The sequence below is a fragment of the Paenibacillus sp. FSL L8-0502 genome (assembly GCF_038593055.1).
Taxonomy (GTDB): Bacteria; Bacillota; Bacilli; order Paenibacillales; family Paenibacillaceae; genus Paenibacillus; species Paenibacillus polymyxa_D.
Genome location: NZ_CP151958.1, coordinates 1,706,428 through 1,728,525, shown reverse-complemented (window position 1 = coordinate 1,728,525; position 22,098 = coordinate 1,706,428). Strand labels below are relative to the sequence as shown.

The following is a 22,098-nucleotide window of genomic DNA, read 5'->3' as shown; positions in this document are numbered from 1 at the left end:
GAGGAGCAAAATGTCGATTTTATCGAACGTTGAGCAGATGTATGGAATCAAAATTCAGCGTACCCGTCAAATGAAGGACATTCACAAGATTGAGACCGCTAATACGACTTATTGCTTAAAACCCTACAAATTCCCGGAAGAAGAGATCCGTTTTATTACACGTGTCTTGTCCTACCTGGATGAGCGCGGGTTTACACGCAGCCAAAAGGTCTATCCAACAGTACAACAAACGGCTTACATGACCTATGAAGGTGTTTCGTATACATTAACCAATTGGGTTCATGGACTCAGACCAGAATTCACAAAAAGAATAGACTTCAAAAAGGGAATTGCTACTTTAGCCAAATTCCATTCCAGTGCCATGGGCTTTCCTGTCACTGAAGCTCCGCCATCCAGAATCCGTTATGAAGGCTTGAGCGATGAAATAGCTGGATACAAAAAACGCCTCATCCCATACAGAGGCACAGCACATCTCGTAGCTCTTTGTGAAGAAGTGTCCCATCGTCTACAGCAGCCCAAAGTTAGAGAAGCCATTGCTCGGGAGCAAAAAGCCGCCGCATTTATACACGGCGACTATAATTATCCCAATCTGATTAAAGACAAACAGCTCAAAATCCATTTGATCGACTTTGAAAATTGCTCCCTACATGTAAGGATGAAAGATCTCTCCCATCTTCTTCATCGGAATTGTCTTTGGAATGGGACAAAGATGCTGCGCGCGATAGATTACTATCAACGATATCGTCCATTGAGCACCCATGATTTGCATCTGCTTCACGCACTATTGATCTCTCCCTATCATGTGGTCCGCAATATCAGAATAGGCGGCTTCCGTTCTGCCAAACGAGTCATTCCCTCGTTCGTTCATTTGAACAAATACCGACGTGAACTCAGATCACTATTATAATCGGTCAGCTTGGAACTAAACAAAAAAACAGACCCGATGAAACGGTCTGTTTTTTTGTGTTCTGACAACAACTACAGGAAAAGCGCATGCCGCTAAAGCCAATCGACTTGCTAACTGTACCGGTACAATCAAAAATTTATAGCATTGTAAACAGCACTTCCCCCTTCTACAATGATGCTAAGACTCAATGCTCAATGGTTTCGAGAAGAGAATCTGGGAAACTAACAACAATAGAGGTGACTGTACATGTACACCATGACAAAAGAAGAAATAAAAGCTTATTTAAACAGAATCGGAATTCCCGAAATTCAACCTCCTACCCTTCCCTATTTAGTTGAGCTGCATAAGGCTCATGTAAAACATCTTTCATGGCAAACATTGGACATTTATGCAAGGAAGCCGGCAGCCATTGGTTTTCAAGAATCCATTCAACTCATTCTACATGGGAGAAGTGGTTATTGTTTTCATCTGAATGGTGCCTTTAGTGCACTACTATATTCACTAGGGTACAAAGTTTCTCTGCATCGTGCCGGGGTACAACCTCTGGGAGCTGAACCACGCATTAATTCATTTCATCTTGGACTAACAGTGAACTTGCTAAATGAGCAACATGAAGATGAAGTATGGATTGTTGATGTCGGGCTGGGCGATATGCCATATGAGCCTCTTCCACTCCGTATGGGAACTTATGAACAGGCTCCTCTTCATTATAAAGTCATGGAATCCGGAGTTGTTACAAAAGGTTGGCGGTTAGAGCATGACTCGCTTGCTTCATTTGTTGGCGTTGATTTTGCTCCTGCGGTTGTTCAGGATTTGGAAGAATTCATGCCGAAACATCATTTCTATAGCCGCTCAGCGGAATCTCCATGGTTTAACCTATTTCTGATTCGGCAAAGGCAAGCATTAGAGGCGAATGAACTCAGAGGATGTATTTGGAAAAAGCGCGGGCTAAACGGTTTGGAAAAAATAGAGCTGGATCAGAAATCGCAGTGGCTGGAAGTGTTGGCAGATGTATTTGGCGAGCCGCTCGTTAACTACAGTCGCCAGGAACGGGACGAGTTATGGAAAAGAGTACTTGCGGCTCATATGGAATGGAAAAAGTCTATGACTGAATCATTGCAATAGTAAAGCTTCCAACGTAAGGATAGTCTTCAAGCCACATCTTACACCTTTAACATTTCCGAGGAGTGCTGTAGCATTTCCAATTCCTTCACCATGTTTTATCAGCTTCGTGAACGAAGCCAATTCCTCTGTATGTTCCTGCGAAGAAGCAATATTGCAGGCACTCTCCGCTGCCTAATGATACTAAAAAAAGAATTCGACAGGCACCTGAACCCCCCTGTGCTTGCCGAATTCCCTCTAAAACACGTTTATCGGAACCTCACAACTGTGTGGCACCATCCAGATCAATCCATAGTTTCACCATGCTGTACTTATTTATTATTTCGTCTTACCGATTCAGGAGGCTACCTACATACCTTAACAGATCGTTAGCGCTGGCTCCTGTGTAGCCATGCTCCTCAATCAGTCGTTTAATCACCTCATTCATCCGTTTGAGCTGATTAGCGTCAGGCGTTTTGGTTGAAGTCGTAATCTTCACAATATCCTTCAAATCGGCGAACAGCTTCTTCTCAATGGCTTCTCGCAGCCGATCATGATGATGATACTCAAACTTCCGTCCCTTGCGAGAATACGCAGAAATACGGATTAATATTTCTTCACGGAATGCCTTTTTCGCATTTTCCGATACCCCGATTTGCTCCTCAATAGAGCGCATGAGCCGCTCATCCGGGTCGAGTTCCTCATCTGTGAGCGGATCGCGAATTTTCGCCCAATTGCAAAAAGCTTCGATGTTATCCAAATAGTTGTCAAACAGCGTCTTGGCTGATTCCTCGAAAGAGTACACAAAGGCCTTCTGCACTTCTTTTTTCGCCAATTCGTCATACTCCTTACGAGCCACGGAAATGAAATTCAGATAGCGCTCCCGTTCTTCCTTTGTGATGGAGGCATGTTGATCCAGACCATCCTTGATTGCTCGTAAAATGTCCAGGGCATTGATGGATTCCACATTTTGCTTAATCAATGCACTAGAAATGCGATTAATGACGTACCGCGGGTCTACCCCGGACATACCTTCCTCCAGAAACTCACTTTGCATTTCTTTCAGATCGGCTTCCTTGTATCCTTCGACCTCTTCACCGTCATACATGCGCATCTTTTTGACCAGATCCATCCCCTGTTTCTTCGTCTCCTTCAAGCGGGTAAGCACGGAGAAAATGGCAGCCGTACGCAGCGCATGAGGCGCAATGTGGATATGTCTCATATCACTTTGTTTAATGAGCTTGGCGTAAATCTTTTCTTCTTCAGACACCTTCAGGTTATAAGGAATCGGCATTACAATCATCCTTGATTGCAATGCCTCGTTCTTTTTGTTTGCAATGAAACTTTTATACTCGGATTCATTGGTGTGAGCCACGATCATCTCATCTGCACTGATGAGCGCAAACCGTCCGGCCTTGAAATTCCCCTCTTGGGTCAGAGAAAGCAAATTCCACAAAAACTTCTCATCGCATTTCAGCATTTCCTGAAACTCCATCAGTCCACGATTTGCTTTGTTCAACTCTCCGTCAAACCGATACGCACGCGGGTCGGATTCCGAACCATACTCCGTAATCGTGGAAAAGTCGATGCTGCCCGTCAAATCAGCTATATCCTGTGACTTCGGATCAGAAGGGCTGAACGTACCAATACCAATCCGGTTTTCTTCTGATATAAACACCCGCTCCACGCGGACCTTTTCAATATCGCCATCAAATTCTGTGCGCAATCTCATCTGGCAGGATGGGCAGAGATTACCTTCAATCCGTACACCCAGCTCCTTTTCAAAATCGGGACGCAGCTCATGGGGAATCAGATGAAGCGGGTCCTCATGCATCGGGCAGCCTTCAATCGCGTATACGGCTCCCTGATCCGTTCTCGAAAATTTCTCCAGGCCACGCTTTAGCAACGTGACCAGTGTCGATTTCCCCCCACTGACGGGTCCCATCAAAAGAAGGATACGCTTGCGCACATCGAGTCGCCTGGCTGAGGAATGGAAATATTCCTCCACCAACTTTTCCAGCGCTCGATCCAGTCCAAAGATCTCCTGCTCAAAAAATTTATATCGCTTATGTCCCCCAACCTCTTCTACACCAAAAGATTCAATCATCTTGTAAACCCGTGCATGAGCTGTCATCGCCGGCGTCGGGTCTTTCTTGAGTATCTCAATATACTCTCTAAAAGTGCCGCTCCAGGCCAGACGGTTGTTTTCCGCCCGGTACTCCGCAACGCGTTCAAAAATATTCATGCTCGGTTCCTCCCATGACTGCGTAATGACTATCCTCCACTCCGGATGATTATGGCTACACTCGTCACGCCTTTCAGGATATGATGCAATCCCCTTAAAAAAAGTGTAATACATACCTATGCAGATTGATTTCAGAATTGACCTATTTTTTGTGACAGGTCTCTCTGCTTTATCGAAAAAACCAAGGGATACACTGTGCTAAAATATACAACAACGACGCGGACCTGACGCATTATGGTACAATATAAGCTCGGAATAATGGGATAAAGGAGCGGGAGAAGTCATGGCGGTTCGGCATGAGACGGAGCTGTACGCTCCGGTGAAAGCCTTTTTTGAGAGCTTGGGATATGAAGTCAGAGGAGAGGTGCGCAACTGCGATTTGGTGGGTATCAAGCCAGGGCAACAGACACCACTGATTGTAGAGATCAAAAAGACGTTTAACCTGGCGCTTGTGCTGCAAGGCATGCAGCGTTTGAAACTAAGCAGCAATGTATATGTGGCTGTAGAACGGAATCGTGCCAAAAAAGGGGCCGTGAATCAGCGCTGGAACGAACTGGTGGGACTGTGCCGCCAGTTAGGACTTGGCTTGCTTACCGTCACCCATTTCAAAACGAAGCCGCCGCTCGTTGAGGTACTGTGTAACCCTGCGCTACCTAGCGACAATGCCCGCAATGCAGCAGCGGTACGCCCGGGCTCGCGCAAGGAAAAGCTACTGCGGGAATTTCACGCACGCAGCGGTGACCACAATACTGGCGGCAGCACCCGACGCAAGCTGGTCACTGCCTATCGGGAAAAAGCGCTGCGCGTAGCGGCAGCCTTGCAGAGCTTGGGGGAAGCCGCTCCGGCGCAGCTCGCTCGCATAGCAGCCGTCAGCACAGCTGCTGCCGTGCTTCAGCATAACTACTACGGCTGGTTTGAGCGCGTATCCCGCGGCCGCTATCGACTGACTCCGTTTGGCGAAGCTGCCCTAAATGAGTATGCGGCAGTACTGCAAGAACATGGCATTAAAACGGCCGCTGGAATGGACGCAGAGCTTGACGAGGATAGTGGACAGCGCCAGATTGCGGAAGCGCCAATCACTTACTCCACCGTTGCTGCGGAAACGGAGGATGACTGACATGGGGCGATGGTTTTTGCTAGCTCCGTGCAGTAAATTCACTAATCGTCTCACCGATCAGATTCATGCCCATAAGCAATTGCTCACGGCCCGGATGGCTAAAATTGAGGCGAATATGGGACGCGCCTTCACTACCAACCGCACATAGCGCACCTGGCATAAATGCTACGCCTTTGGGTAACGCCGCCTTTAGCAGCAATGCGCTGTCCAGCCCATCGGGCAACTGCACCCATACATACATGCCACCGGACGGAATATGATACGTCACGTCTTTCCAAAACGGACGCTTGAGCAACTCCAAGATTAATTGAAGTCGAGTCGAATATTCCTTGTTCAGCATCGCTAAGTGCTCGTGCCATTGAAAACGCGAGCTGGTCAACAATTGGAACAGCAGCCGTTGGTTCATCGTACTGGATTGCATATCAGCCAACTGCTTCAAGGCGTACATTCCTTCAATCAGCGGCGCAGGACCAGCAGCCCAACCCGTTCTCAGCGCAGGAGCAACGGTTTTATTGAACGAACCGATATAGAGCACTTGACCGCCCTGACCCGCATGATCCAGCGCAAATAGTGAGGGGTAAGTCTCTGCGAATTTTCGACTCTGACCATGCGGACTCTTGTCATGGGACTCATTTTTTTGCTTCAAATGCAATTCACCATAAGAATCGTCCTCAACTACCAGTACCTCATGATGCCTACACAGGTCCAAAATTTCCTGCCGCCTTGCCGCGCTCCACAAGGAGCCCGTGGGGTTCGTAAACGTTGGCGTGGCAAAAAAAAGCTTGGGTCGATAACGGATCATTAAAGCTTCAAGCTTATCAGGAATGACACCTTCCCCATCTGATTCTACAGGAACGATCTGTGCACCCTGCATAGATAGTACTTGTAAACATCCAGGAGATGTAGGATTTTCGACCAATACCGGATCACGCTCATCCACCATCAGCCTTATGATCAGGTCAATGGCCTGCTGACTACCTGTCGTGAGAAGGATTTGACCTGGTGGTACTCTTACTCCTTTACGCTGTTCCCACTCACCCGCAAGCCATGCTCGCAAAGGAAAATAGCCCTCCGGTTCACCATACTGGAGGGCATCAGGGCCGGAGCCAAACACATCATGGGCCGCTTCTTCCAGCAACTTCACCGGAAACAGCTCTTGTGCAGGCAATTCTTCAGCCAGAGATATAAAGGAGTGTCTTCTCGCATTTTCCCGGATATGACGCACTGGAGAAGCCAACATCGCAGCCGTTCGTGAAGCAAAGGAATATTGCATGAACATCCTCCTTCTCCTGAAAAATAGGTCATGATCTCCGGGCTGACGCATCAGGCATATAGCTGCTTCCTCTGACGCGCATATAAGGCATAACGTTCAATCGCCTGCGCCCGGCTGGACACGCCTAATTTTGCATAAATTTTACGTAGATAATTATCAATGGAGCGCCGGCTAACTTCGATCTCGATAGCAATTTTGTCATATGTAATTCCTTGTACAATACGTTCCATAATAAACACTTCGGTTTGTGTCAATTCGTCAAAAGGCTCGGATGCCATTAACGGCATAAAGGGCCAGTTTCCATACCGAATCCAATCCATCGGCAAGGAAGCAAATCCTTCGCGTAAACCGTTGATCAGATGGATTAACTGGCTCGGTGATGCCTGTTTGGATAACATTCCATTTGCTCCGAGCGAAATTAGCTGCTGAAACAAAGTAATATTATCCTCATCCGTCATAATAACAATATGGCTGTCCGGAGACAAGGCCCGCATTTGTGTCAAAAATGGTTCCGCCGTTCCCTCAGGCAACCTGTAGTCCATTAAAACGATTTCTGGTCGAATGGAGCAAGCCAGCTCCAAGCCTTCCGTTCCGGAGGAAGACATCCCTCTGACAAGCAAATCCTGCTGGTCTTCCAAAATAAGCTTTGTTCCCAGCATACTTGTAGGATGGATATCTATGATGACCACCTGCCATACTTTTCTCATATCTAAACCTCCTGATTTTACAAAAAAATACATAGTTAATAGCGAAAATAATCCTAAAATTGGTGATTGCATATGTAGAAATTGCGCGAATGTGAACGTATAGGAAGCGAAAAACGTTTAAGGAAATTGTATCCTAGGACTTCCTTCCGATGCAATCTCTTTTTCCAATATTTTTATACGACTATTTCGCTTTTGCGAAATAAATAGGCCCATGATAGAATTGGAACTGCAAATAAAGACTGGAAATTTGACTTTACACGGGAGTTGAAAATCGTATGCAAGCTTCACCTGAACGTCCTTCTGCCGAAGCTCGGCGGAGCAATTCAAGAAAGGGGTTACCCATAAAGGCTTTTCTGCTATTTTGGTTCATTCTTATTATACTAGGTGCTCTCGCAACCTATCTGTATAGCAATCACTTGAAGCAGCAAATGCTAAACGAGATGCAAACCCATACAGACCAACAGATTCAAGCACTCAAATCTGACTATGAAAAGCAACTGACTGCTCTTTCCAAGGAAGTTAGCGGATTGCAAGGCAAAGTCCAGTCCTTCAATGAACTACTGACCTTCACGAAGGATAATGCAAACAATAAGACCGATAACAGTAATAAACTGTACACCCAATTAAACGAAGTCAAGCAGCAGCTCAATACACTTCAGAAAAAAATGGACTTGCTAAAATGAATGTAGACGCAAAACAAGTGAATCGGTTCTTTATGTTGGCCCTTGCTCCTTTTATCGGTTTGTTAGGGTGTATTTTGTTAGTGCATCCCTCATTGAGCTTTCCTGGGTCTACTTCTTCAAGTCTGCAAAAAGCTGAAGTCACTCTACAAACGCAATCAGTAGGCAAGCAGCTTGATGAAGCCAAGCAAACGGCAACGTACACCTTATCTACAATTCGCCGGACTTCTGAGCTCTACAAGCAAACGACCCAAACGATGAATCAGCTTGTCGTGACTGCCTCTACGCAGTCCAAGCGGCCCGCGGTCATCTATGATCGACGCATCACCGCCAAACTGGGGGTTCCCTATGAGCGGGTAGATAGCAACCGGATTACCATTGAATTGTTTAAGGTAAACCCGGGAATTTATCATGGCTACGCTATGAAGGTCAAACTTAAAGATCCTACTGCTATGAAAATGTCTTTGGGAAGTGACAAATTGGGTGGCTCCGAAACCACCATGCGTGCAGTCTTGAGACACGGAGCTATTGCAGGCATCAATGCAGGCGGCTTTGCGGATGGAGACGGCAAACGCTATCCATTAAGCACTACTGTCTTGAATGGCCACTACCTTACTGGCTTTCAGTCCAGTTTTAAGGATTTATCCTTCGTCGGATTGAGTAACGATGGCAAGCTTATCGGTGGCAAATTTTACAGTCAAGGTGCACTTGACAGCTTAAAGCCTACCTTTGGGGCTACCTTCGTTCCCGTCCTGCTGCAAAGGGGACAAAAAATGCCTATTCCTGACAAATGGAAAGTCTCCCCCAAGCGGGCCCCACGTACGGTCATTGGCAACTATAAAGATGATCAGTTGCTCATTATTGTCGTAGACGGCTACAATGAAAGCGGGGGTTCGGGCGCGACGCTCGAAGAACTGCAAGGAAAAATGTACAATCTAGGTGTTCAAGATGCCTATAATTTGGACGGAGGCGGTTCCTCGTCGCTTATACTTAACGGTCGAGTCGTAAACAAACCGTCAGATGGTAATTTGCGTCCAGTCCCTACTCATTTTTTGTTCTATAAATAGTTATGTGTAGTCTGCTACCAAATTAAATATGCTTGCCGACGTACGTCTCTATCCGAAAAAAAGCATCACGAACGAATGTCGTGATGCTTTTGCCTCATTTAGGAGGAATACTGTGTCATTTCTGTCAGGCATTGAGCACAAATATAACGGTCTTTGAAATCGTTCACTTGTTCTACTGACCCGCAGAATACACATTTTGGACGGTAACGCTCCAAAATAATGTGGTCACCCTGAACCAAAATTTCGACAGGATCTCCCTCATTCATTTGATATCTTTTACGCAGTGACTTAGGCAAAACTATTCTCCCCAGCTGATCAACTTTACGTACCACACCGGCAGGTTTCATCGTGATCGTACACCTCTCCTATTGAGTAATAACTTACAATTTCTTACCATGCGAAAAACTAGGTACAAAGACACTATTCTTTATGTAGTATTCGCTGTCTTTTTGTCGAATCCTGCTGATCACAGGAAATTTTATTACATTTTTTCATAAAATCATGAACCATATCAAAGTATGGTACAGAATGTCTATAATATTTTTATCGACCGGAAAGCCAATTATTATTAGCCCTAGTTGAGAAATTTCGCAAATTTTTGACCATACAAGCTTGATTTAAGCTCCACTGTCATATACTTTTGAGCAATAAAAGTGAAACTTTTATTAGCAACTAAGGTCCTGGTTCTTTATTCGCATTTATACTTGTTCACCTGATGCTCTTTATGATAAATCCAGAAAATCCATTTGTCTCAGCGCTTCATATACGATAATTGCAGCGGAATTCGACAAGTTTAGAGATCTTACTTTATCAGACATAGGCATCTTGATACATGTATCTGGATTAGCAGCTAACAATTCAGGAGGCAAGCCTTTCGTTTCCTTACCAAATACCAAAAAATCTCCATCCTGAAATGCAATATCACTATACCGCTGATTTGCTTTGGTCGTCGCATAAAAAAAGCGACCTTCCTGATATTTCTCCTGCACTTCAGCAAAAGACTCGTGATATTCAATGTGGACAGCGTACCAATAATCAAGTCCGGCGCGTTTTAACGTGGCATCGTCGGTACGGAAGCCGAGTGGCTTCACCAAATGCAGATGAGTTCCGGTTGCAGCACACGTTCTGGCAATATTCCCTGTGTTGGCCGGGATTTCCGGCTCGACAAGCACAATATGTAATGGCATCTCGTTTCGTTCCCTTCATCATTAAATTCATCAGACAAATAACCTACAGTTTAACCAAAGTGTATACATTGAAAACATACACATTCTTCTATTTTAACAAAATCAGACAGATATGAACATCAAACGACAAAAATTTCAACCCACACCACTAAAAGCCTTCCCCTATACACATTCAGGGAAGGCTCTACATTTACTTTTTCGATTTCAAATATCGTGTATCGAAATATATGTCGACGTAATCAACTGTTACGTTGCTTGAATCCGTCCATAAACTCGGCTAATGCTTGACAGTTCTCCAATGGAACAGCATTGTAGATCGAGGCGCGAAGCCCTCCTACGCTGCGATGTCCCTTCAGTCCGATGAACCCGGCCTGTTCGGATTCCTTAATAAATTGTTTTTCCAGATCCCCATTCGCAAGGCGGAAGGTTACATTCATAATAGAGCGATCAGCGCTGTCCACACAACCACGATAGAAGCCTTCGCTACTGTCAATACGGTCGTATAGCAAAGCAGCCTTCTGCTGGTTCACACGCTCAATACCTTCCAAACCGCCTTCTTCCTGAATCCATTTCAGCACTTCATTCACCATGTATATGGCAAAAGATGGGGGGGTATTGTAGAGAGAGTTATTTTTTTCATATGTGCTATAACGCAACATGGTAGGAATATTGTCCGGTGAGGAAGTCAGCAACTCTTCACGGGCAATCACGACCGTCACACCAGAAGGTCCCAGATTTTTTTGTGCGCCAGCATAAATCAATCCAAATTGAGTAACATCAAAAGGCTTGCAAAAAATATCACTGGACATGTCCACAATCAATGGTACGGAACCCGTATCCGGAAATTGCTTAAATTGTGTACCTTCAATCGTTTCGTTGGACGTCATATGCACATAAGCAGTATTCTCAGGCAAGTCCAAGGAATCCACATTCGGAAGACGCATGTACTTCTCATCAGCGGAGGATGCAGCAATATGAGCCTTGCCCAGTAGCTTGGCTTCTTTATATGCCTTGTCCGACCAGCTACCTGTCATTACATAGCTCCCAGTCTGTCCTTCGCGCAAGAAATTTAAAGGTAGCATTGCAAACTGCGTACTTGCGCCCCCTTGTAGGAATAACACCTTGTAGCCCTGTGGATTGCCCAGCAGAGATAACAGACGTTCCTGCGCCTCATTATGAACAGATTCATACACAGCTCCACGGTGTGACATTTCCATGATCGACATCCCTGTTCCCTGGAAATCTACGAATTCAGCTTGTACACGTTCCAGTACTTTGAGCGGCAATGCCGCTGGTCCTGCATTAAAATTGTAGGCTCTCTTACTCAACAAATTCCCATCCCTTCTCTACTCTGGTGTGGATATTATCGCTATGATAGCAGTATTCATAAATGCGTTCAAGACTTGTATAAAAATGTTTTCAATTTCATTTATGATGTGACAAAGTTGTGAATGTTAACATATTTAACATCTTTATTCTGTGATTTTCACTTTAATATTAAAAGGTCCCCGGCATAAGACCGGAGACCTATTTTGAATAACAAGTGTTACCCGTAAGCTAATGTTTTTTATTCAAAGCAGCTATGCTATCGACTTATTAGCAGTCAAAATACAGGCTGTATTCGTGTGGATGAACACGGATGTTCACCGATTTAGCTTCAGAACGTTTGAGCTCTACATAGTTATCAATAAAGTCCTTCGTAAATACGCCGCCTTCAGTCAAGAATTCGTAGTCAGCTTCCAGAGCGTCCAGAGCCTCATCCAATGAACCAGGTACGCTACGGATTTTACCTTTTTCAGCATCAGACAGCTCGTAGATGTTGCTGTCAAGTGGACCATATCCCAATTCGATTGGGTTCAGTTTGCGCTTGATGCCATCCAGACCCGCCATCAGCATTGCTGAGAAGGCAAGGTAAGGGTTAGCCGTGGAGTCCGGTGTACGGAACTCGATCCGACAGCCTTTAGGAGTAACAGCTGCTACTGGAATACGTACAGCCGCAGAACGGTTACCTTTGGAAAATACCAGGTTAACTGGTGCTTCGTAGCCAGGAACGAGACGTTTGAACGAGTTGGTGCTTGGGTTGGTCAAAGCGATCAACGCAGGTGCGTGGTACAGAATACCGCCAATGTAATGAAGAGCCATTTCGCTCAGATTAGCATAACCACCTTTTTCGTAGAACAAAGGAGTGTCCCCATCGAAAATAGATTGGTGAACGTGCATACCGCTTCCGTTATCCCCAAAAATCGGTTTCGGCATGAATGTTGCCACTTTACCATATTGACGAGCTGTGTTGTGTACAATGTATTTATAAACGAGCAGGTTATCTGCTGTTTTCTTGAGTGTGTCAAAACGGAAGTTGATTTCCGCTTGGCCTGCCGTAGCTACCTCATGGTGATGGCGCTCAATTCTCAGACCTGCTTCTTCAAGCAAACGGCACATTTCACTACGGATATCTTGTTGGGTGTCTACTGGCGCTACAGGTACATATCCGCCCTTCACTCCCACTTTAAAGCCCAGGTTGCCGCCTTCTTCCTTACGGTTCGTGTTCCAAGCTGCTTCCTCGGAATCTACGAAGAAGGAGGAGCTATTCATGCCGCTTTCGTAGCGTACATCATCAAAGATGAAAAACTCGGACTCAGGTGCAAAAAATGCTGCTGTGCCGACTCCTGCGGATTGCAGAAATTCCTCAGCTTTTTTTGCAATGCCGCGAGGATCGCGGTCGTATTTTTCGCCATCTGGCGTAGCAATGTCACACAGAATATTCAGTGTAGGATGCTGAGTGAAAGGGTCAATAAAAACCGCTTCTGCATCGGGCAGCATAACCATGTCGGATTCCTCGATGCCACGATAGCCGGGAATGGAAGAACCGTCGAAAGCAACACCGTTAACAAATGTTTCTGCATCTACTTCGGAAGCTGGCAATGAAATATGGTGAGCACGACCAGACAAATCTACAAAACGAAAATCTACCCACTCAATATTATTTTCCTGAATTGTTTTCAATACGTTTTCAACGGACATGTCTTCTTCCTCCCAATTTTTCCGAACATTAAGTCTTATACAACCCTGAAATGTTCATGATCGAATGTTTTTTTCTGTCGTCATTATAAATCTCAAACATGACACGGGTCAATAGCTATGTAAGGTATTTTTTAAACTAATGTTAGATATGCTTACGCCCTTGATAACATTTGGATAGCACAAAAAGCCCGAAACATCGGGCTTTTAGGCAATTTAAATCTCATTACTGCGTTGCAGCAAAACTTTTATGCATTAATGTTAAACATTGGTTTTAGGCAATGGTACTAGGCGTGTGAAATGTTTTCCCCACAGCAGGAGCCAATATTTCCAAATCTTTTAGTAAATCTGAAAATTGATCCGGGAACAGGGATTGCACACCATCACCCGTCATCGAGTTGTCGGGATCTGTATGCATTTCAATAATTAGTCCGTCCGCTCCGGCAGCAACCGAAGCCTTCGTCATAGGAACAACCAATTCACGTCTACCCGTGCCATGGCTAGGATCAGAAATAACTGGCAAATGGCTCAATTGTTGCAACACAGGGATCGCGGACAAATCGAGTGTATTTCTGGTGTAGGTTTCAAATGTGCGGATACCGCGCTCACACAGCATAACATTCGGATTGCCACCTGCCAGGATGTACTCGGCAGCATTCAAAAACTCGTCATAAGTCGAGCTAAAACCGCGTTTGAGCAACACTGGCTTGCCGCAAGTTCCCAACTTGCGCAGCAGATCAAAGTTTTGCATATTACGTGTACCTACTTGCAGGATATCGGCATATTCCGCACAAATGTCTACGTATTCAGGTGTCATGACCTCTGTGATGGTCAGGAGGTCGTGCTTTTGGCCGGCCTCAGCCATCATGATCAGTCCTTCTACACCAGTTCCCTGGAAGCTGTAAGGCCCTGTACGCGGCTTAAAGGCACCTCCACGGAGAACTTGCGCACCTGCTGCTTTGACCAATCCGGCAATCTCATCTATCTGTGCAGCAGACTCAACGGCACATGGTCCACCCATAATGACAAGCTCGCCCCCACCGATATTTACACCTTTAATGGAGATAACCGTATTTTCCGGATGAAAATCACGGCTGGCCAATTTATAGGACTTCGATATTTTAACCACATTTTCTACGCCTTTCATTTGACGCAGATGTTCAGCCAGCTTGGGCTCTACGCTACCGATCAGTCCGATGATCGTGCGATCCGATCCCCTTGATACATGAGCCTGCAATCCTTCTTTCTCAATAACTTCAACAATAGCTTGAATATGCTCTTCAGGTGTTTGAACACCAGCGATAACGATCATTTTTTTCTTCCTCTCTATGAAACATATTTTATTAACCAGTAATAGATTGATATTATGACACTTAGACGCTTGTTCGCTTTTAAGCTTTTATTCGTTAAAGCAACTATACCTGTTTTAGCTATACTCGTCAAGGTTTAATTATCCCGAATTATTCAATATTCAAACTTAGTGAAGCTTACCGGATAATATCTATAAATTTAAACGATTGAAAAGCCGCTATCCGGATGGTTGTATCCGAATAACGGCTGTAATCAATCACATACTATTTCGTTGTTTTTGACTTCTCTCGTACAGGAGGCAGCAGTTTTTTCATATCTATGGTTCGCTGAATCTCCCACGTATCCGGGTTAGCCGCATCATACTGCTCCAAATACGTAATAACCTCTTTGGTAATCAGTGTCGGCGTTGAAGCCCCAGAAGTCACAGCTACTTTGGCTACGCCTTCAAGCCACTCCCTCTTCAGCTCGGTTACATCAGAAATACGATAAGCTGTTGTACCAGCAATTTCCTCCGAAACCTGAGCTAATCGGTTTGAATTGTTACTGCGCGGATCACCGACAACGATCACCAGATCCGCCTGTCCAGCCTGCTCAGCTACCGCTTCCTGACGTACCTGCGTCGCCAAACAGATTTCATTGTGTATCTCAGCACCCGGGAACTTCTCCAGCAGCTTCTTCATAATGTGCTTGATGTCCCATTGGCTCATGGTCGTCTGATTCGTGATAAGGATTTTGCCAGCTGGCAACGTAAGACTATCGATCTCTTCTTCCTTTTCAATCAGATGAACATGGTTAGGAGCAATACCGATAGCTCCCTCCGGCTCTGGATGATTCTTTTTGCCAATATAAACAATCTGGTAGCCTTCGGCAGACTTCTCCCGAATCAGATCATGCGTTTTTGTGACGTCAGGGCAAGTCGCGTCTACCGTAGTCAGCCCCTTGTCTCGTGCCAACTTGCGTACCTCTGGTGATACGCCATGAGCAGTAAAGATAACAGTGCCGCTCTCTACCTGGCTTAAAATCTCCATACGGTTCGGGCCGTCCAGTGTAATAATCCCTTCGTCTTCAAAGGAATTCGTGACATGACTGTTATGCACGATCATGCCCAATATATAAATAGGCCGGGGTAAGTCCAGATTTCTGGCTGCCTGACGAGCCAATACCATGGCATCGACTACGCCGTAGCAGTAACCCCGGGGCGAAATTCTGAGTACTTCCAAAATGAGCCCCCGCTTTCTTCGACACAGTATACAGCTCCGATAACTCGGTAGCTGTGGGCATCCAAGCCTTTACCGGCCAATTCTATGATGTAGTTGCCTTCCTATTATAGCCTATTCCAAAGGCGCGGAAAAGCTGACCGGAAGCCAGATGACAAATGTCGTTCCTTCTCCTTGACGCGTAACCACTTCCACAGACCCGTGATGTTCATCAATAATCCACTTGGCAATAGACAGCCCCAACCCAATTCCCTCTGTCACCCCGCGCGACTCATCTGCCCGGTAAAAGCGGTCAAAAATAAAGGGAACCTCACTCTTGTCCATTCCAATGCCCGTATCACTGATCCGTAGCCCTACCTGTCCTTGATAAACAATGGCATCAAATCGGACTGTACCTTCAGGTGTGTATTTGAATGCATTATCAATGAAAATGAATAGCATTTGCTGTAAATAATCCTTGCTCCCATCCATATAAATACCATTCAGCAACGAAAAATCTCCCACATTCCATTCGGCCGTTCGCTCTAAAAACTGAGCACGACGGGCAACCTCACTTACAAGGGGTTCCAGCGCAACGGGAGTCTTATCGAACGTTTTCCCTGTGTCTGCTCTCGCAAGTGACAACATATCACTCACCAAACGACTCATCCGTTTGCCTTCATCTGCCATGTCATTTAATGCCTCCATAGAAAGCTCACGAATCATCTCTTCATCCATATTCGGTCGCTCTCCTGGTTCGGTAGTCCACATTTTGAGCAAAAAATCAACGTTGCCACGGATCGTCGTTAGCGGCGTACGAAGCTCATGGGAAGCATCAGCCACAAAACGGCGCTGTGCACCGTACGCATCTTCCAACTCCTTGTAAAACACCTCTGTACGCCCCAGCATGTTGTTAACTGTCCCGATTAATTGTCCAATTTCATCTGGTGGTCCGTCATATTCAATCCGAACACTCAAATCATTACTGGATTGAATCTGATTTGCCCCCTCAATTACCTTGACCAGCGGCTTCATAGACTTGCGAGCCAGAAAGAGACCTGAAGTCGCAGCAGCAAGTAATGCAAACAACGAACCATATACAAGCACATTTTGCAACCTGTTCATGAGTCGATCCTGAGAGCCCGTGAATTGTCCTACCTGTAGCAACCCGACTACCAAGCCCAACTCCTCGGACTTAATGGGCTGTTGGTAAATCATAAAGGTATCCCCATTTACGTTCACACGCCGGATTCCCTCATTTTGAACTGCTCCTGTCGCTGTAGATGGAACAGGGAAGGTGATATTGAGGTCTTTCATGTTTTGGGTGGTTTTGGTAACACCTGATGTATAATTGTAAATTTGTACATATAGCTGTGAATCATCAATTCCACGTTCTTGCACTAAACCCAAATCCAGATTGGGGACTTCAAATAACCCCCCTTTAATTGTAAGCAGTAGCTGCTTGTTAATCCGTGGCGCCTGAGTCGTAAGCTGACTTTTTACTTCATTGTATGTGTAATAATAAACCAGTCCGTAAATAGCCAGACCAAAAATGACAAGCACTATAGCCAAGATGCTCGAATACCAAGCTGTCAGCCGCCACCGAATAGACATATTACACATCACCTCTTAAAATGTAGCCAGCTCCCCGAATTGTACGAATGAGACGTTTACCGCCATCCTGCTCCGTTTTTTGTCGTAGCATGGCAATATATACTTCGAGCACATTCGATTCTCCGCTATAGTCATAGCCCCAAATTTTGTCCATAATCAGATCACGCGACAGAACACGCTTCGGGTTTTGCATGAACAAATGGAGCAGTTCAAATTCTTTGGCCGTCAGTTCCAAGCGTTTGCCGCCACGAACCACTTCACGGGATTCGTTATCCAGTTGTAAATCCTCGAAGGTAAGTCTATTTCCGTTATTGCCCTGTTGTTCGGTTTTACGCCGCAAAAGCGCTCGCACTCGTGCCAGCAACTCCTCCAGAGCAAACGGCTTGACGAGATAATCATCGGCCCCTAGATCCAAGCCTTTAACCCGATTCTCAACCTCATCCTTGGCTGTAAGCATTAGGACAGGTACCGTGCTCCCCCCCTCCCGCATGCGACGGCATACCTCAAAACCATCGACTTGCGGCATCATTACATCCAGCACGACTACATCAGGCTCAGCTGTCAGCATTTTATTTAATCCCTCTGCTCCATTGGCGGCTGTCAGCACTTCATAGCCTTCAAATGCCAGCCCTCTGCGCAGCATGGAAACAATTTTTTCATCGTCATCAATGATCAAAATAGTAGAACGCATACACGATCGAACTCCTTTATCTCTTCTTTTCCCTCTATTGTAGCAGGAGTACACGCGCGTAGCATCTCGCTACTTCATACAGCAAGAAACGGAAGGGATCTTCCTTCCGTTTCTTGCGTGCACATGTTCATTTTTGTAAAGTTATCATCTTATTGCTGGAGCGTCGAGCTAAAGTCATTTTTGTTGCCAATTTTCAGTTGAACATCTTTTTTCTGCCCAGCTCGTTCAATGTTAAGCGTCAGTGCTGTACCCACTTTTTGTTTTTGAATGAACTGGATCAGCTCTTGTGATGTGCTATAAGGCGTGCCATTGGCTCCGATAATCACATCGTAAGGACGCAGATCAGCCTGATAAGCTGGTGATTTGTATATAATATCCCGCACAACCGAGCCTTCGGTCAGGGTTGTTCCCAGTTCTTTGGCTACTTCAGGACTCAAATTTAACAGACTTGCACCAATGAAAGGCACAGGTTCTTTAGGGATAGGCTGGTTATTTTTCAGCTTATCGACGACTTCCAAAATCGTATTGGACGGAATCGCAAACCCGATTCCCTGTGCGTCTGCACTAACAGCTACGTTCATACCGATAACTTGCCCTTGCAGATTTAACAGCGGTCCGCCAGAGTTACCAGGGTTAATGGACGCATCCGTCTGAATGAGATGCTTGTATTGCGTCGGTTTTCCAGTTGATTCACTATTAATGGTGATCGTACGTTCTTTCGCACTTAGCACCCCGGCTGTTACCGAATGCTCAAAGCCTTCAGGGTTGCCAATTGCGACCATCCACTCGCCGACTTTAGCGTTATCGGAGTCACCCAAAGTTACTGTCGGAAAGTTATTTTTGCCTTCAATTTTAAGTACCGCCAAATCAAGATCAGCATTTTTGCCCAAGACTTTGGCTTCGTAAGGCTTATTAGTTCCCTCTACTGTAACCTGAACCACACTCGCCCCTTCAACAACATGGTTATTGGTTAGGACGTAACCCGATTTATCAAAAATAAAACCGGAACCAATACCAAGCGGAGTCAGCTGTCCGCTGTTGCTACCTTCATTTTCATTACTGTTACTGCTACTGCCACTGTCACCATACTGATTACCGAAAAAGTATTGATACAGCGGGTCATTGTAATAAGGGCTGCTTTGTCTGCCGCTGCTGCCACTGGTTTGTTTGGCAAGCGTTTCGATTTTGACGACTGCCGGTCCAGCCTTAGCCACAACAGATTGAACATCAGCGGTACCTGAAGGCATCACAGCCGGAACTGCGCTTGGAGTCGAACTGGTTGTTCCCGAATTAGTCGTTTCTCCGCTTTCAGCTGCCGCCGAAGTCAACGCCGTCTCGGGTGTGAACATATTTGTTCGGTCAGCTGTATACATCAATACCGTAATGACCAGCATCCCGGCCAAAAAAGATAAGAAAATTGTTTTCACCTGCGACTTGGGCTTATTCGGTTTGAATTGCCAGTTGCCGCCATTCCGACCCGAACCATCCTGTTGCTCAGGCATAGCACGATGGTATGAGGGAGGAAGGGGTCTTACTGCCTGCGGTGGCGTGATCTCAACATCTTTTTCCACCGACTGCCCTTCCTTACGTTGTCCGTCCGATTGAACTGAAGAAAAAGGGCCGTAAGAATAATAATATGAGGAACCGTTCAAATCGTTTTGCCGAGTTACGTTATCGGTATCAACCTGATCGTTGTCGTTCCGGCGTCCGGAGTTATTATTTTTAAATTCGTCCATTGTATATCTCCTCCCAAACCCTATGCTTCAAGGTGGTGTTGTTTAACTGACTTTATTTTGCACTTTAAACCTTAATTCCACCTTAAAAACAATTAAAAAGGAGATAAAACCTTAGACCTATTTGTACCTAACCACTTTACTCAAAACGAAATGCCCCGGATATAATCCGGAGCATTATCGATTGTATATGCTTTTTTATTTCGTGTTAAAGTTTTCGTCGAACTTTTCGTTCGGTGTTTGAGCATTGTTTTGAATTTTGTTGCGACTAGAGTTTTGAACTTTTTGTGCTACTGCACCTGTACCGCCTTGATCTGTTGCAAATTCTTCATCATACTTCTCATTTGGTGTCTGGAAGTTGTCTTGAATTTTATTTTGTTCAGACTGCTTTACCTTTTGTGAAACAACACCTACCGTATTGTCTTGTGCAAATTCCGCTTTGAACTGATTTCCTGTGCTTGCATTGAAGCCTTTGTTCGTGAAAGAACTTCCGCCTTGATTTGGCATAATTCTCAACCTCCCAGTATGTTTTGTGGGATAAACTCATCCCGCAACATAGTATGTGATGTTGGAAAAAACAATATTCAAGGATTATATGGAAGCATCCAGTGTCGCGGTCGGAATGGTTTTATGCGTTTCTATCGCCTTTTGGAGCGATTTCACCATCTTTTCCGTACATTTTCCGTTACCTTTTTTTATAATTTGAACATCCACATCTTTCTTGCCCCATTCAGAATACACCTGCCGGGTTGTTTTAAAATACAAATCAATTTTATTGCCCTTAATCGCAGAACCTGTATCTGCTACAATCCCGTATCCATAACCAGGAATGTACAATATGCTTCCCAAAGGAAACGTTTTGGGATCAGCCGCAATCGTAGACAGCGTGTTCTTGTCACGACGCACTTTTACACCGGAATACGTAATACCGTAACCGGGATGACTTGGCCGTTTGCCAGTCGATTCATAGCCTGCTGTATATCCTGTTGCTGTGACCGTCATGGTCGTAATAACCTGCTCTTCACGTGGAGCTAAAACAGGTGTGGACTGCCATTTCTTATGCTGGACCGGTTCTTTGTGACCGTAAACTTCATTGCCGGGCAATACCAGACAGGTTGCGATTAACACGGTTCCCAAAATCCGTTTCCATACCAACATGGATCTCATAAAAAACCTCCCCTTGAGGCAAAGGCTTTCCAGAAATCCATTGGTTTATACGAACAGATTATTATTTTTGAACATCCTGACCTGGATAAAATCTGCTCAGCTTCACTTTATCTTCAAAAATATGCAGGAGTGTCCGCACTATGGGGGTGTGCTCATCGTCTGTATGCAATATAATGGAAGCAGGAGAAATCGAAATAAGGGTGCTCACGATTCGATCCTCGACCTCCATTTCCAGTTCAATGCCTGGCATCTCGACAATGATGTCATCTGCATCGGGAGTCGGTATCGGCACCATGGCACTATCCAGAATCGTAAAATTATGTCCGCCTTGGTGAAGTACGTGTACGAGCGGAACTTTGCTTTCCTGAAAAAAAACAAAATATTTAAGCAACCCCATAAATTCTTCGTATTGCCGATCTGCCCAGAATTCTTCCATGGCATAGTCGACGATTTCTTCAAGCTCTTTTTTATACGCATGGAGCCTAAATTGAATCAGTCCTTCCAAATTGATCACACGAAGCTCCTTGAAATCCTTCTCCAGGAGAGTGGTCAGCTTACCATGACGCTTCAAACGACCTCTCGGGCCATCATCGTTTAACAGTGAACGAATCATACTGCGAATTTGCTCTGTATCCTCTTTCTCCAGCAGCGAACAGGCTTTGGTGAGAATGAGATTAAGCAGCCCCCACTCCTTAACTTCGATAATATAATCCGCTATTGCCGAAGACATGATGCTGTATACACAGGGGAGAAAGCTTTCAAACGCCGAATTGCTTTCTGTGCCCTTGCAGGTCCATGCCACTTTGTTGTCCAGCTGTCTGAAAGTGAATCGAAATCCGCGCCGTGACATATGTAGTCCCTTTGTTCTACTTTTGACCACTTCGTAAAACCGGTCGGGTTCCTGATCTCCGTCTGTATTGGTCCACACTGTAAACAGTTCCATTGGCTCACTCCTTTCGATCACTGCTTTCAGTATATGGCGGCCTCTGAAGGGTTATACGAAGTGAACGACTGGAAACAGAAAGACATAGTCAAAAGAGGATGATCAGGTTTCAAAAAGCCGGTTGGCGTGTTATAAACAATT

The 22,098-nt window shown here is 45.3% G+C and carries 20 protein-coding genes; 5 read left to right on the top strand and 15 right to left on the bottom strand.

Going from position 1 to position 22,098, the window contains the following annotated elements:
- Positions 1 to 10: 10 nt before the first annotated feature.
- Both NSQ57_RS07700 and NSQ57_RS07695 read left to right on the top strand, forming a co-directional pair.
- Positions 11 to 907 carry an aminoglycoside phosphotransferase family protein gene (locus NSQ57_RS07700; protein WP_069012818.1) on the top strand — a complete coding sequence of 299 codons (897 nt, stop codon included), beginning with the start codon at positions 11 to 13 and terminating at the stop codon, positions 905 to 907.
- A 246-nt stretch (positions 908 to 1,153) separates the two neighbouring features.
- The gene (locus tag NSQ57_RS07695) at positions 1,154 to 2,032 is read left to right on the top strand and encodes an arylamine N-acetyltransferase (RefSeq protein ID WP_029516522.1); all 879 of its coding nucleotides are present in this window, start codon (positions 1,154 to 1,156) and stop codon (positions 2,030 to 2,032) included.
- 325 nt (positions 2,033 to 2,357) lie between these two features.
- Here NSQ57_RS07695 and NSQ57_RS07690 read toward each other — a convergent pair whose 3' ends face one another.
- Positions 2,358 to 4,253, bottom strand: a complete 1,896-nt coding sequence (locus tag NSQ57_RS07690) for a PrkA family serine protein kinase (protein ID WP_029516521.1) — start codon at positions 4,251 to 4,253, stop codon at positions 2,358 to 2,360.
- Between the two features lie 283 nt (positions 4,254 to 4,536).
- Here NSQ57_RS07690 and NSQ57_RS07685 point away from each other — a divergent pair, with 283 nt between their 5' ends.
- Entirely contained in the window at positions 4,537 to 5,370 is an 834-nt protein-coding gene (locus tag NSQ57_RS07685; RefSeq protein WP_069012819.1) for a DUF2161 family putative PD-(D/E)XK-type phosphodiesterase, read from the top strand.
- A gap of 19 nt (positions 5,371 to 5,389) precedes the next feature.
- Here the strand turns inward: NSQ57_RS07685 and NSQ57_RS07680 are convergent, their stop codons facing one another.
- On the bottom strand, positions 5,390 to 6,643 hold the full coding sequence (locus NSQ57_RS07680; RefSeq protein ID WP_029516518.1) for a PLP-dependent aminotransferase family protein: 1,254 nt from the start codon (positions 6,641 to 6,643) through the stop codon (positions 5,390 to 5,392).
- Positions 6,644 to 6,693: 50 nt separating this feature from the next.
- Entirely contained in the window at positions 6,694 to 7,350 is a 657-nt protein-coding gene (locus NSQ57_RS07675; protein WP_029516517.1) for a response regulator transcription factor, read from the bottom strand.
- Positions 7,351 to 7,625: 275 nt separating this feature from the next.
- On the opposite strand from NSQ57_RS07675, the gene NSQ57_RS07670 reads away from it, so the two are divergent.
- Both NSQ57_RS07670 and NSQ57_RS07665 read left to right on the top strand, forming a co-directional pair.
- The gene (locus NSQ57_RS07670; RefSeq protein ID WP_029516516.1) at positions 7,626 to 8,033 is read left to right on the top strand and encodes a hypothetical protein; all 408 of its coding nucleotides are present in this window, start codon (positions 7,626 to 7,628) and stop codon (positions 8,031 to 8,033) included.
- Positions 8,030 to 9,097 (top strand): phosphodiester glycosidase family protein, encoded by a 1,068-nt coding sequence (locus NSQ57_RS07665; RefSeq protein ID WP_029516515.1) that lies wholly within the window; start codon positions 8,030 to 8,032, stop codon positions 9,095 to 9,097. The genes NSQ57_RS07670 and NSQ57_RS07665 overlap by 4 nt, the downstream gene beginning before the upstream one ends.
- Positions 9,098 to 9,195: 98 nt before the next feature.
- Here the strand turns inward: NSQ57_RS07665 and NSQ57_RS07660 are convergent, their stop codons facing one another.
- The 12 genes from NSQ57_RS07660 to NSQ57_RS07605 form a co-directional block, all read right to left on the bottom strand.
- Positions 9,196 to 9,444 (bottom strand): AbrB/MazE/SpoVT family DNA-binding domain-containing protein, encoded by a 249-nt coding sequence (locus NSQ57_RS07660; RefSeq protein ID WP_013309439.1) that lies wholly within the window; start codon positions 9,442 to 9,444, stop codon positions 9,196 to 9,198.
- 375 nt (positions 9,445 to 9,819) lie between these two features.
- Positions 9,820 to 10,284 carry a tRNA (uridine(34)/cytosine(34)/5-carboxymethylaminomethyluridine(34)-2'-O)-methyltransferase TrmL gene (gene trmL / locus NSQ57_RS07655; protein ID WP_029516514.1) on the bottom strand — a complete coding sequence of 155 codons (465 nt, stop codon included), beginning with the start codon at positions 10,282 to 10,284 and terminating at the stop codon, positions 9,820 to 9,822.
- Positions 10,285 to 10,523: 239 nt separating this feature from the next.
- Entirely contained in the window at positions 10,524 to 11,615 is a 1,092-nt protein-coding gene (gene serC / locus NSQ57_RS07650; RefSeq protein ID WP_029516513.1) for a 3-phosphoserine/phosphohydroxythreonine transaminase, read from the bottom strand.
- 265 nt (positions 11,616 to 11,880) lie between these two features.
- Complete coding sequence (glnA, locus tag NSQ57_RS07645; protein ID WP_029516512.1) at positions 11,881 to 13,305, bottom strand: type I glutamate--ammonia ligase; 1,425 nt, start codon at positions 13,303 to 13,305, stop codon at positions 11,881 to 11,883.
- Between the two features lie 271 nt (positions 13,306 to 13,576).
- The gene (gene aroF / locus NSQ57_RS07640) at positions 13,577 to 14,614 is read right to left on the bottom strand and encodes a 3-deoxy-7-phosphoheptulonate synthase (protein ID WP_023987802.1); all 1,038 of its coding nucleotides are present in this window, start codon (positions 14,612 to 14,614) and stop codon (positions 13,577 to 13,579) included.
- A gap of 262 nt (positions 14,615 to 14,876) precedes the next feature.
- Positions 14,877 to 15,833 carry a 4-hydroxy-3-methylbut-2-enyl diphosphate reductase gene (locus NSQ57_RS07635; RefSeq protein WP_340884836.1) on the bottom strand — a complete coding sequence of 319 codons (957 nt, stop codon included), beginning with the start codon at positions 15,831 to 15,833 and terminating at the stop codon, positions 14,877 to 14,879.
- 111 nt (positions 15,834 to 15,944) lie between these two features.
- On the bottom strand, positions 15,945 to 17,423 hold the full coding sequence (locus NSQ57_RS07630) for a HAMP domain-containing sensor histidine kinase (protein ID WP_029516510.1): 1,479 nt from the start codon (positions 17,421 to 17,423) through the stop codon (positions 15,945 to 15,947).
- Position 17,424: 1 nt separating this feature from the next.
- The gene (locus NSQ57_RS07625; protein ID WP_029516509.1) at positions 17,425 to 18,114 is read right to left on the bottom strand and encodes a response regulator transcription factor; all 690 of its coding nucleotides are present in this window, start codon (positions 18,112 to 18,114) and stop codon (positions 17,425 to 17,427) included.
- A 149-nt stretch (positions 18,115 to 18,263) separates the two neighbouring features.
- Positions 18,264 to 19,850: a trypsin-like peptidase domain-containing protein gene (locus tag NSQ57_RS07620; RefSeq protein WP_342425860.1), complete on the bottom strand. Its 1,587-nt coding sequence runs from the start codon at positions 19,848 to 19,850 to the stop codon at positions 18,264 to 18,266.
- A 195-nt stretch (positions 19,851 to 20,045) separates the two neighbouring features.
- The gene (locus tag NSQ57_RS07615) at positions 20,046 to 20,354 is read right to left on the bottom strand and encodes a hypothetical protein (RefSeq protein WP_029516507.1); all 309 of its coding nucleotides are present in this window, start codon (positions 20,352 to 20,354) and stop codon (positions 20,046 to 20,048) included.
- Between the two features lie 84 nt (positions 20,355 to 20,438).
- Positions 20,439 to 21,014: a 3D domain-containing protein gene (locus tag NSQ57_RS07610; protein ID WP_013309429.1), complete on the bottom strand. Its 576-nt coding sequence runs from the start codon at positions 21,012 to 21,014 to the stop codon at positions 20,439 to 20,441.
- Positions 21,015 to 21,075: 61 nt separating this feature from the next.
- Positions 21,076 to 21,957, bottom strand: a complete 882-nt coding sequence (locus NSQ57_RS07605; protein WP_029516506.1) for a putative sporulation protein YtxC — start codon at positions 21,955 to 21,957, stop codon at positions 21,076 to 21,078.
- Positions 21,958 to 22,098 lie beyond the last annotated feature (141 nt).

What these genes read in the sequence shown, in the direction of transcription:
- NSQ57_RS07680 (WP_029516518.1), bottom strand. Translation starts at nt 6,643, where the DNA reads ATGCAATATTCCTTTGCTTCACGAACGGCTGCGATGTTGGCTTCTCCA.
- NSQ57_RS07690 (WP_029516521.1), bottom strand. Translation starts at nt 4,253, where the DNA reads ATGAATATTTTTGAACGCGTTGCGGAGTACCGGGCGGAAAACAACCGT.
- NSQ57_RS07675 (WP_029516517.1), bottom strand. Translation starts at nt 7,350, where the DNA reads ATGAGAAAAGTATGGCAGGTGGTCATCATAGATATCCATCCTACAAGT.
- glnA (WP_029516512.1), bottom strand. Translation starts at nt 13,305, where the DNA reads ATGTCCGTTGAAAACGTATTGAAAACAATTCAGGAAAATAATATTGAG.
- NSQ57_RS07610 (WP_013309429.1), bottom strand. Translation starts at nt 21,014, where the DNA reads ATGAGATCCATGTTGGTATGGAAACGGATTTTGGGAACCGTGTTAATC.
- NSQ57_RS07700 (WP_069012818.1), top strand. Translation starts at nt 11, where the DNA reads ATGTCGATTTTATCGAACGTTGAGCAGATGTATGGAATCAAAATTCAG.
- NSQ57_RS07630 (WP_029516510.1), bottom strand. Translation starts at nt 17,423, where the DNA reads ATGTCTATTCGGTGGCGGCTGACAGCTTGGTATTCGAGCATCTTGGCT.
- NSQ57_RS07670 (WP_029516516.1), top strand. Translation starts at nt 7,626, where the DNA reads ATGCAAGCTTCACCTGAACGTCCTTCTGCCGAAGCTCGGCGGAGCAAT.
- trmL (WP_029516514.1), bottom strand. Translation starts at nt 10,284, where the DNA reads ATGCCATTACATATTGTGCTTGTCGAGCCGGAAATCCCGGCCAACACA.
- NSQ57_RS07660 (WP_013309439.1), bottom strand. Translation starts at nt 9,444, where the DNA reads ATGAAACCTGCCGGTGTGGTACGTAAAGTTGATCAGCTGGGGAGAATA.
- NSQ57_RS07620 (WP_342425860.1), bottom strand. Translation starts at nt 19,850, where the DNA reads ATGGACGAATTTAAAAATAATAACTCCGGACGCCGGAACGACAACGAT.
- NSQ57_RS07685 (WP_069012819.1), top strand. Translation starts at nt 4,537, where the DNA reads ATGGCGGTTCGGCATGAGACGGAGCTGTACGCTCCGGTGAAAGCCTTT.
- NSQ57_RS07615 (WP_029516507.1), bottom strand. Translation starts at nt 20,354, where the DNA reads ATGCCAAATCAAGGCGGAAGTTCTTTCACGAACAAAGGCTTCAATGCA.
- NSQ57_RS07665 (WP_029516515.1), top strand. Translation starts at nt 8,030, where the DNA reads ATGAATGTAGACGCAAAACAAGTGAATCGGTTCTTTATGTTGGCCCTT.
- NSQ57_RS07605 (WP_029516506.1), bottom strand. Translation starts at nt 21,957, where the DNA reads ATGGAACTGTTTACAGTGTGGACCAATACAGACGGAGATCAGGAACCC.
- aroF (WP_023987802.1), bottom strand. Translation starts at nt 14,614, where the DNA reads ATGATCGTTATCGCTGGTGTTCAAACACCTGAAGAGCATATTCAAGCT.
- NSQ57_RS07695 (WP_029516522.1), top strand. Translation starts at nt 1,154, where the DNA reads ATGTACACCATGACAAAAGAAGAAATAAAAGCTTATTTAAACAGAATC.
- NSQ57_RS07625 (WP_029516509.1), bottom strand. Translation starts at nt 18,114, where the DNA reads ATGCGTTCTACTATTTTGATCATTGATGACGATGAAAAAATTGTTTCC.